The organism is Streptomyces otsuchiensis, from assembly GCF_004305975.1.
GTDB lineage: Bacteria > Actinomycetota > Actinomycetes > Streptomycetales > Streptomycetaceae > Streptomyces > Streptomyces otsuchiensis.
Genome location: NZ_BHZI01000293.1, coordinates 1 through 6,761, shown reverse-complemented (window position 1 = coordinate 6,761; position 6,761 = coordinate 1). Strand labels below are relative to the sequence as shown.

Genomic DNA, 6,761 nt, shown 5'->3' with positions numbered 1-6,761 from the left:
ACGGTAGAGAGGGGAAGGGGGCGGGCCGTTGCCCTTCCCCTCTCTACCGTGGTCCGTGGCCGTCTCTCGGGAGCGTCACCGTCGCGGCCGGGGTGGTTCGTCGGAGCGGCCCAGGGGTTGCCCTGGTCCGTGGTCACTCCGGGGGTGCTCCGGGGCCGCCCGCCGCGCTCCGGCGGCGGGCGGTTCCCCGGATGTGTCGGCCGGGTCGACCCGGCTCAGGCCTCGCTCGGGCCCGCGCTGTCGGCCGCGGTGTCGGCGGTGGGGGCCGGCTCGGTGCCGTCGACGAAGATCTCGGCGACGATCTCGTCGTCCAGGATCTCGCCGGTCACCCGGAAACCGAGCTTCTGGTAGAACTCCGCCGGGCCGCCCTCGCCCTCGACCCAGGAGACGGTGACCCGGCGCTCGCCGCGCCGGCGCGCCTCGTCCAGCACGGCCCGCACGGCGAAGCTGCCGTACCCCTTGCCCTGGACGTCGGCGGCTATGTTGAGCCGCCATATCCCGCAGCGGTACGCCTCGTGCGGCGGGTTGTCGTCGAAGCCCACCATCACGAAGCCGACCGGGCGGTCGCCGTCGTAGACCAGTCGCGGCCAGGCCGTGTCGATGTTCGCGTACGCCTCAGCGAGGGAGAACATCACCGGGGCGACGAACTTCTCCTGGCCCGGGGCCACTTCCACCCGGCAGGCGGCGCGGACGTTGTCGGGGGTGATGGGTTCCAGCCGCAGTGCTGGGTGGGTCTCGGTCGTCATGGCTCGACCCTAGGCGCTGCCACCGACACGCGCACCGGAATTGCGAAGGGGCCGTGGTGGCACGGTGGGCGGGGGTGTGCGTGCCGTGGCGGGGAGGCGCCGGCGTCGGTGCGGCGTCGGTGCGGCGTCAGCGCGCGGCGGAGCCGCCGCCGGTGCGATCGGCGGAGGGCTCGGGCCGCTGGCCGCCCTCGGAGTGGTGGCCGTCGGAGTGGTCGCCGTCGGTGTGGTGGCCTTCTGCGCGGTGGCTTTCGGAGTGGTGCCCGTCCAGGGCCAGTTCGACGCGCAGCCGGCGGTCCACCGCCAGGGACACCTCGGCGTTGACGACCTGTTTGGCCAGCGGGCGGAGCCAGGCGAGCAGTTCGGTGAGCCGCCGCAGCTCCTCCTCGGGCATCGGCTCGTCACGGTCGCCGTCCAGTACGCCCGGTGCCAGGTGTTCGCGGAGCAGGTCGGTGAAGAGTGAGGAGAGCGCGTCGGTGTGCTCTCGCAGGGCGCGTCCGGCGGCCAGTACCGCCGACAGGGGCAACCCGCCGCGCACCAGGGTGGAGGAGGCGTCGAGCAGGCTGCGGCTGACGTGCACCACCTCTTCGCCGTCGACGGCGATGTAGCCGATGTCGAGGGCGGTGGCGAGGTTCTCGGGGCTGATGTCCTCGGCGAAGTAGGCGGCGAGCTGGTCGGGGGTCAGCCGCACCCGCTCCTCCTCCGACCACGGGTAGCGCTCGGTCAGGCCGAGGAGTTCGGCGGTGCCGCCGGTGTCCCGGCCGCTGGTGAAGGCGCTGATCAGCTCGGCGATGCCGCCGAGGGTGTGGCCGCGTTCCAGCAGCGCGGCGATGGTGCGCAGCCGTGCCAGGTGGTGCTCCGAGTACCAGGCGATGCGTCCCTCGCGGCGGGGCGGGGGCAGCAGTCTCCGCTCGCGGTAGAAGCGGAGGGTGCGGACGGTGATACCGGCCGCCTCGGCGAGTTCGGTGGTCCGGTACTCGCGCTCCGGCGTGCGCGCCGGTCGTTCACCACCCGTGTTGGGCTCCTTCTCCCGGCCGTTCATGGGGTGCAGCATAATTCCCCCTTCCGCCCCCTACCCATGGGTAACGAACTGACCTACGCTCCGATTGTGCCAGTGAACACTGGCACGGTCAGAGGGGAGGCGGCATGGTGGAACGCGACCACGTGCGGGTGGCGGTGATCGGTACGGGCTTCGGCGGTCTCGGCGCGGCGGTGCGGCTGAGGCGATCCGGCATCACGGACTTCACGCTGCTGGAGCGCGCCGACTCCGTGGGCGGCACCTGGCGGGACAACACCTATCCGGGGTGCGCCTGTGACGTCCCCTCACACCTCTACTCCTTCTCCTTCGCCCCCAACCCCGGCTGGCCGCGGAACTTCTCCGGGCAGCCCGCGATCCGCGCCTACCTGGATTGGGTCACCGACACCTACGACCTCCGCCCGCACATCCGCTTCGACACCGAGGTCACCGCCGCCCGCTGGGACGCCGACCGCCTCCACTGGGTGATCGAGACCAGCCGCGGTTCCCTCACCGCCGACGTCGTGGTCTCGGCGGGCGGGCCGCTCTCCGACCCCCGGCTGCCCGACATCCCCGGGCTGGACCGCTTCCCGGGACGTGTCTTCCACACCGCCCGCTGGGACCACGACCACTCGCTGCGCGGCAAGCGGGTCGCCGTGATCGGGACGGGCGCCTCCGCGATCCAGGTGGTGCCCGCGATCCAGCGCGAGGTGCGGCGGCTGACCGTCTTCCAGCGGACCGCGCCCTGGGTCCTGCCGCGCGCGGACCGCGCCATCACCTCTGCCGAGCGCCTGCTGCACGAGAAGATACCGCTGACCAGAGCCGCCAGGCGGAAGCTGCTCTGGGGGGTGCGGGAACTCCAGGTCGGCGCCTTCGCCAAACACCCCGAGCAGCTGCGGCTGGTGGAACGGGCGGCCCTGCTCCACATGCGGCGCGCGGTCCGCGACAAGGCGCTGCGGCGCCGGCTCACCCCCGAGTACCGGATCGGCTGCAAGCGCATCCTGCTGTCCAACGAGTGGTACCCCACGCTGACCCGGCCCCATGTGGACCTGGTCTCCGCCGGATTGAAGGAGGTCCGTGGCAGCACCCTGGTCGCCACCGACGGCACCGAGGTGGAGGCCGACGTCATCGTTCTCGGCACCGGGTTCCAGGTGACCGACCTGCCGATCGCTGAGCGGATCACCGGCGCCGGCGGCGTCACCCTCGCCGAGCACTGGAAGGACGGCATGGCGGCGCTGCGGGGCTCGACCGCGGACGGATTCCCCAATCTGCTGTTCGTCATCGGCCCCAACACCGGCCTCGGCAACAGCTCGATGATCCTGATGATCGAGGCCCAGCTGAACTACCTCGCCGACTACCTGGCCAAGCTCGGCTCGCTGGGGAAGGCCGCCCTCAGCCCCCGGCCGGAGGCGGTCGCCGCGTACAACGACGGGCTGCAGCGCAGGATCAGCCGCTCGGTGTGGAACACCGGCGGCTGCGACAGCTGGTACCTGGACGCCCGGGGCCGGAACACCACCGTGTGGCCCGGTACCACCGGCGAGTTCCGCCGGGCCACCCGGAGCGTCGACCTCACCGAGTACGAGGTGGTCCGGGCGGCGGCGCGGCCGGCCACCGCCACCGGAACCGCCACCGTGACCGAAGGAGAACCGCGATGACGCCCCCGCCCCACAGCGCGACCGCCGCCGCCGAGGCGGCGCCGGCCGAATGCCGCACCGTGGTCTCCACCGGCGGCGCCCGGCTGCACGTCCACGTCAGCGGCGCCCCGGCGCCCGCCCCGACGGTGGTGCTGGCACACGGCTGGACCTGCGACACCACCTTCTGGGACGAGGTCACGGCGCTGCTGGCGGCCGGGCACCGCGTCGTCCGCTACGACCAGCGCGGCCACGGCCGCAGCGCGCCCACCCCGGGCAACTACGGCACCGAGGAACTGGCCGACGACCTCTGCGCCGTGCTGGAGGCCACCACCGCCCCCGGCGAGCGGGTCGTGGTCGGCGGGCACTCGATGGGCGGGATGACGATAGTGGCCGCGGCCGGGCGCGAGCCGTTCCGTGAGCGGGTCGCCGCCGCCATGCTCTGTTCCACCGGCATGGGGAGACTGTCGACAGAGGCCCGGGTCATGCCGTTCCGGTCCGCGCGGCTGAGAGAGCCGTTCCAGCGGGCGCTGATGTCCTCACCGCTGCCGCTGGGCCCGGCCAACCCGGCCGGCGCCCACGCGCTGCACTACGTGACGCTGGGGCCCGGCGCACCGGCGCGGCTGCGGGAGCGCGTCGCCCGGATGGTCCACGCCTGCCCACGCCGTACCCGCTCGGAGTGGGGGCGGGTGCTGAACGACCTCGCGCTGACGGAGGGCCTCGCGGAACTGACGGTGCCGACCGTGGTGGTCCACGGCTCGGCCGACCGGCTGACACCGCCGGTCCACGCCCATCGGATGGCGGCCGCGCTCCCGGACTGCGAAGGGCCGGTCCTCCTCCACGGGCGCGGCCACATGACGCCGATGGAGGACCCGGCCGCGATAGCCGGGCTGCTGCGGGCGCTCGCCCGGCGCCATGTCACCGAGGGCACCGAAGGCGCCGAGGGCGCCGACGGGAGAGACGGCGAGGGCGGGCCTGCGACGGACGGCGGGAGCGTGGTGGCCGCCGCGGGGCTGACGGTCTCCGTCGACGGCGGGCGCGGCCCGGTGGCGGTCGGCGCGGGGCCGGGCGACGCGCGGGGCGCCCGGCAGGGGGACGAGGCGCCTGACGGTGAGGCCCCGGTCGACGACCCGGCGCACGAGGAGGAACGCGGATGAGCGTCATCGGCAGCCGCCGCAGACGAGCGCTGACCGGCCGGGTCGCCGTGGTGACGGGCGCCGCCCGGGGCGTGGGGGAGGCCCTGGCCAGGTCGCTGTCGGCGCGCGGGGTGCGGCTGGCGCTGGTCGGGCTGGAGCCGGAGGCCCTGCGCCGGGTGAGCGACTCGCTTCCGGGGGAGTCGGCGCACTGGCACGCCGACGTCACCGACGCCTCCGCGATGGCCGCGGTCGCGGCCGAGGTCGAGGAGCGCTTCGGGGTGGTGGACATCGTCGTCGCCAATGCCGGGGTGGCCGCCGGTGGCCCGTTCGCCGACTCCGACCCGGAGACCTGGCGGCGGGTGATCGAGGTCAACCTGATCGGCAGTTCGGTGACCTGCCGTGCGTTCCTGCCCGCGCTGCTGGCGAGCCGGGGCTACTTTCTCCAGGTCGCCTCCTTGGCCGCGATCACCCCGGCGCCGCTGATGACCGCGTACTGCGCGTCGAAGTCCGGAGCGGAGGCGTTCGCGCACTGTCTGCGGGCGGAGGTCGGCTATCGGGGCGTCGGTGTGGGCGTCGGCTACCTCTCCTGGACCGACACCGACATGGTGCGCGGAGCGGACGAGGACGCGGTGATGCGGGAGATGCGCCGGTCACTGCCGTGGCCCGCCAGCCGCACCTATCCGCTGGAGCCCGCGGTTGAGCGGCTGGTCGACGGCATCGGGCGCCGCTCCCCGCACGTCTACGGGCAGTGGTGGCTGCGCGGGATGCAGCCGGTGCGCGGGCAGCTGCCGTCGCTGCTGGGCGGTCCGCTCGGGCAGCGGCAGTTGCGCCGGTTCGCTCCGCGGATCGCCGAGGGCTCCGGCACCGGACTGGTGGGCGCGGGCGGGAGCGCCGACGAGCGCGGACGTTCCCGGGGGACCGGCGGCCGGCCCTCCCACGGGGGTGGTGCGCCGGGCTGAGAGTGCGTGCCGGGCACCTGTCGCGCGGGGCGGGCGGGGTCGCCGGTCCGTGGGACGGCCGAAGGGGCACGCTCCGGAGGTGGAGCGCGCCCCTTCGGGGAACGACGGGACTGCCCGTCCCGCCGGTCAGCGGTCGTGCATGCCGTCCTTGCGGTCCTTGGCCTTGTCCTTCATCTCGCCGGCCTTGTCCCGGGCCTTGTCGCCCATGTCCGACGAGGAGCGCTCGTTCTTCTTGTCCTTGTCGTTGCCCATCGCTTCCTTGGCCTTCTTCGCCGCGTCCTGGGCCTTGTCCTTGAACTGGTCCGAGATACCCATGTGGGCTCACTGCTCCTGTCGAGGGTTGTACTGATTGGCCGATCATCAGCGTGGCATATGAGCTAAATGTCTGCATTTTCTCCCTGGTGTGCGGGTGAACCTCCGGGCAGAGGTCCGCCAGCCCCGTGGCCGCCGTCGTGCTTGGCCCAGCGGGCGGTGGGCGCCGGGCGGCGGCCGACGCGCGGCGGGTGGGCGTCAGGGGCCGGGACGCGGCGGCAGGGGCGGACGCCTGCGGTCCGGCACATCCGCGCGGTCCGGAGGGGAGGCCGCAGGCTGCCGTTCCAGCAGTTCCAGTGCCGTCCGCACGGCCGTGTCCAGGACGACCAGCCGGCCCTCCGCCCAGTCGAGGGGCGAGCGGACGGCCTCCAGGTCGGGTGCCACACCACGGTTCTCGATGTCCCACCCGTAGGCGTCGAACCAGGCAGCGTTCATCGGCACGGTGATCACGCTGCCGTCCCCCAGCCGGTGCCGCCCGGTCATCCCCACCACCCCGCCCCAGGTGCGGCAGCCGACGACCGGGCCGAGGCCGAGCAGCCGGAAGGCGGCGGTGATCATGTCGCCGTCGGAGGCGGTCGCCTCGTCCGCCAGAGCCACGACCGGTCCGCGCGGTGCGTTGGAGGCATAGCTGACCGGCTCCGCGTTCCGGGTCAGGTCCCAGCCCAGGATGGTGCGGGACAGCTTCTCCACGACCAGTTCGCTGATGTGCCCGCCCGCGTTTCCCCGTACGTCCACGATGAGCGCCTGGCGCGCGAACTCCATCCGCAGGTCCCGGTTGAACTGCGCCCAGCCCGAGCCGCCCATGTCGGGGATGTGCACATAGCCGCAGCGGCCGCCGCTGAGGTTCCGCACCACCGCGCGTCGCCGCGCCACCCAGTCCTGGTAGCGCAGCGGGCGCTCGTCCAGCAGCGGCACGACCGCGACCCGGCGGGGGCGCCGCCGGGTCGCGGTCGTGCCGCTGCTGG

At 73.7% G+C, this 6,761-nt stretch carries 7 protein-coding genes; 3 read left to right on the top strand and 4 right to left on the bottom strand.

Translation table 11 applies throughout. The features are described from left to right. Window positions 1-215 precede the first annotated feature (215 nt). Both E0D90_RS21850 and E0D90_RS21845 read right to left on the bottom strand, forming a co-directional pair. On the bottom strand, window positions 216-746 hold the full coding sequence (locus E0D90_RS21850) for a GNAT family N-acetyltransferase (protein WP_103502103.1): 531 nt from the start codon (window positions 744-746) through the stop codon (window positions 216-218). A gap of 127 nt (window positions 747-873) precedes the next feature. Next, window positions 874-1,785: a MerR family transcriptional regulator gene (locus E0D90_RS21845; RefSeq protein ID WP_130799755.1), complete on the bottom strand. Its 912-nt coding sequence runs from the start codon at window positions 1,783-1,785 to the stop codon at window positions 874-876. 104 nt (window positions 1,786-1,889) lie between these two features. On the opposite strand from E0D90_RS21845, the gene E0D90_RS21840 reads away from it, so the two are divergent. From E0D90_RS21840 to E0D90_RS21830, 3 genes are read left to right on the top strand one after another with little or no spacing between them, the layout of a single operon-like run. Next, window positions 1,890-3,413 (top strand): flavin-containing monooxygenase, encoded by a 1,524-nt coding sequence (locus tag E0D90_RS21840; RefSeq protein WP_130799754.1) that lies wholly within the window; start codon window positions 1,890-1,892, stop codon window positions 3,411-3,413. Next, complete coding sequence (locus E0D90_RS21835) at window positions 3,410-4,546, top strand: alpha/beta fold hydrolase (RefSeq protein ID WP_130799753.1); 1,137 nt, start codon at window positions 3,410-3,412, stop codon at window positions 4,544-4,546. The genes E0D90_RS21840 and E0D90_RS21835 overlap by 4 nt, the downstream gene beginning before the upstream one ends. Further along, window positions 4,543-5,484, top strand: coding sequence for an SDR family oxidoreductase (locus E0D90_RS21830; RefSeq protein WP_130799752.1), 942 nt, complete (start codon window positions 4,543-4,545; stop codon window positions 5,482-5,484). The genes E0D90_RS21835 and E0D90_RS21830 overlap by 4 nt, the downstream gene beginning before the upstream one ends. Window positions 5,485-5,610: 126 nt before the next feature. On the opposite strand, the gene E0D90_RS21825 is transcribed toward E0D90_RS21830, so the two are convergent. Continuing rightward, window positions 5,611-5,799: a hypothetical protein gene (locus tag E0D90_RS21825; RefSeq protein ID WP_103503343.1), complete on the bottom strand. Its 189-nt coding sequence runs from the start codon at window positions 5,797-5,799 to the stop codon at window positions 5,611-5,613. Between the two features lie 195 nt (window positions 5,800-5,994). Next, window positions 5,995-6,761 (bottom strand): S41 family peptidase (locus E0D90_RS21820; RefSeq protein WP_265415971.1); only part of this gene is annotated, 767 nt, incomplete at its 5' end.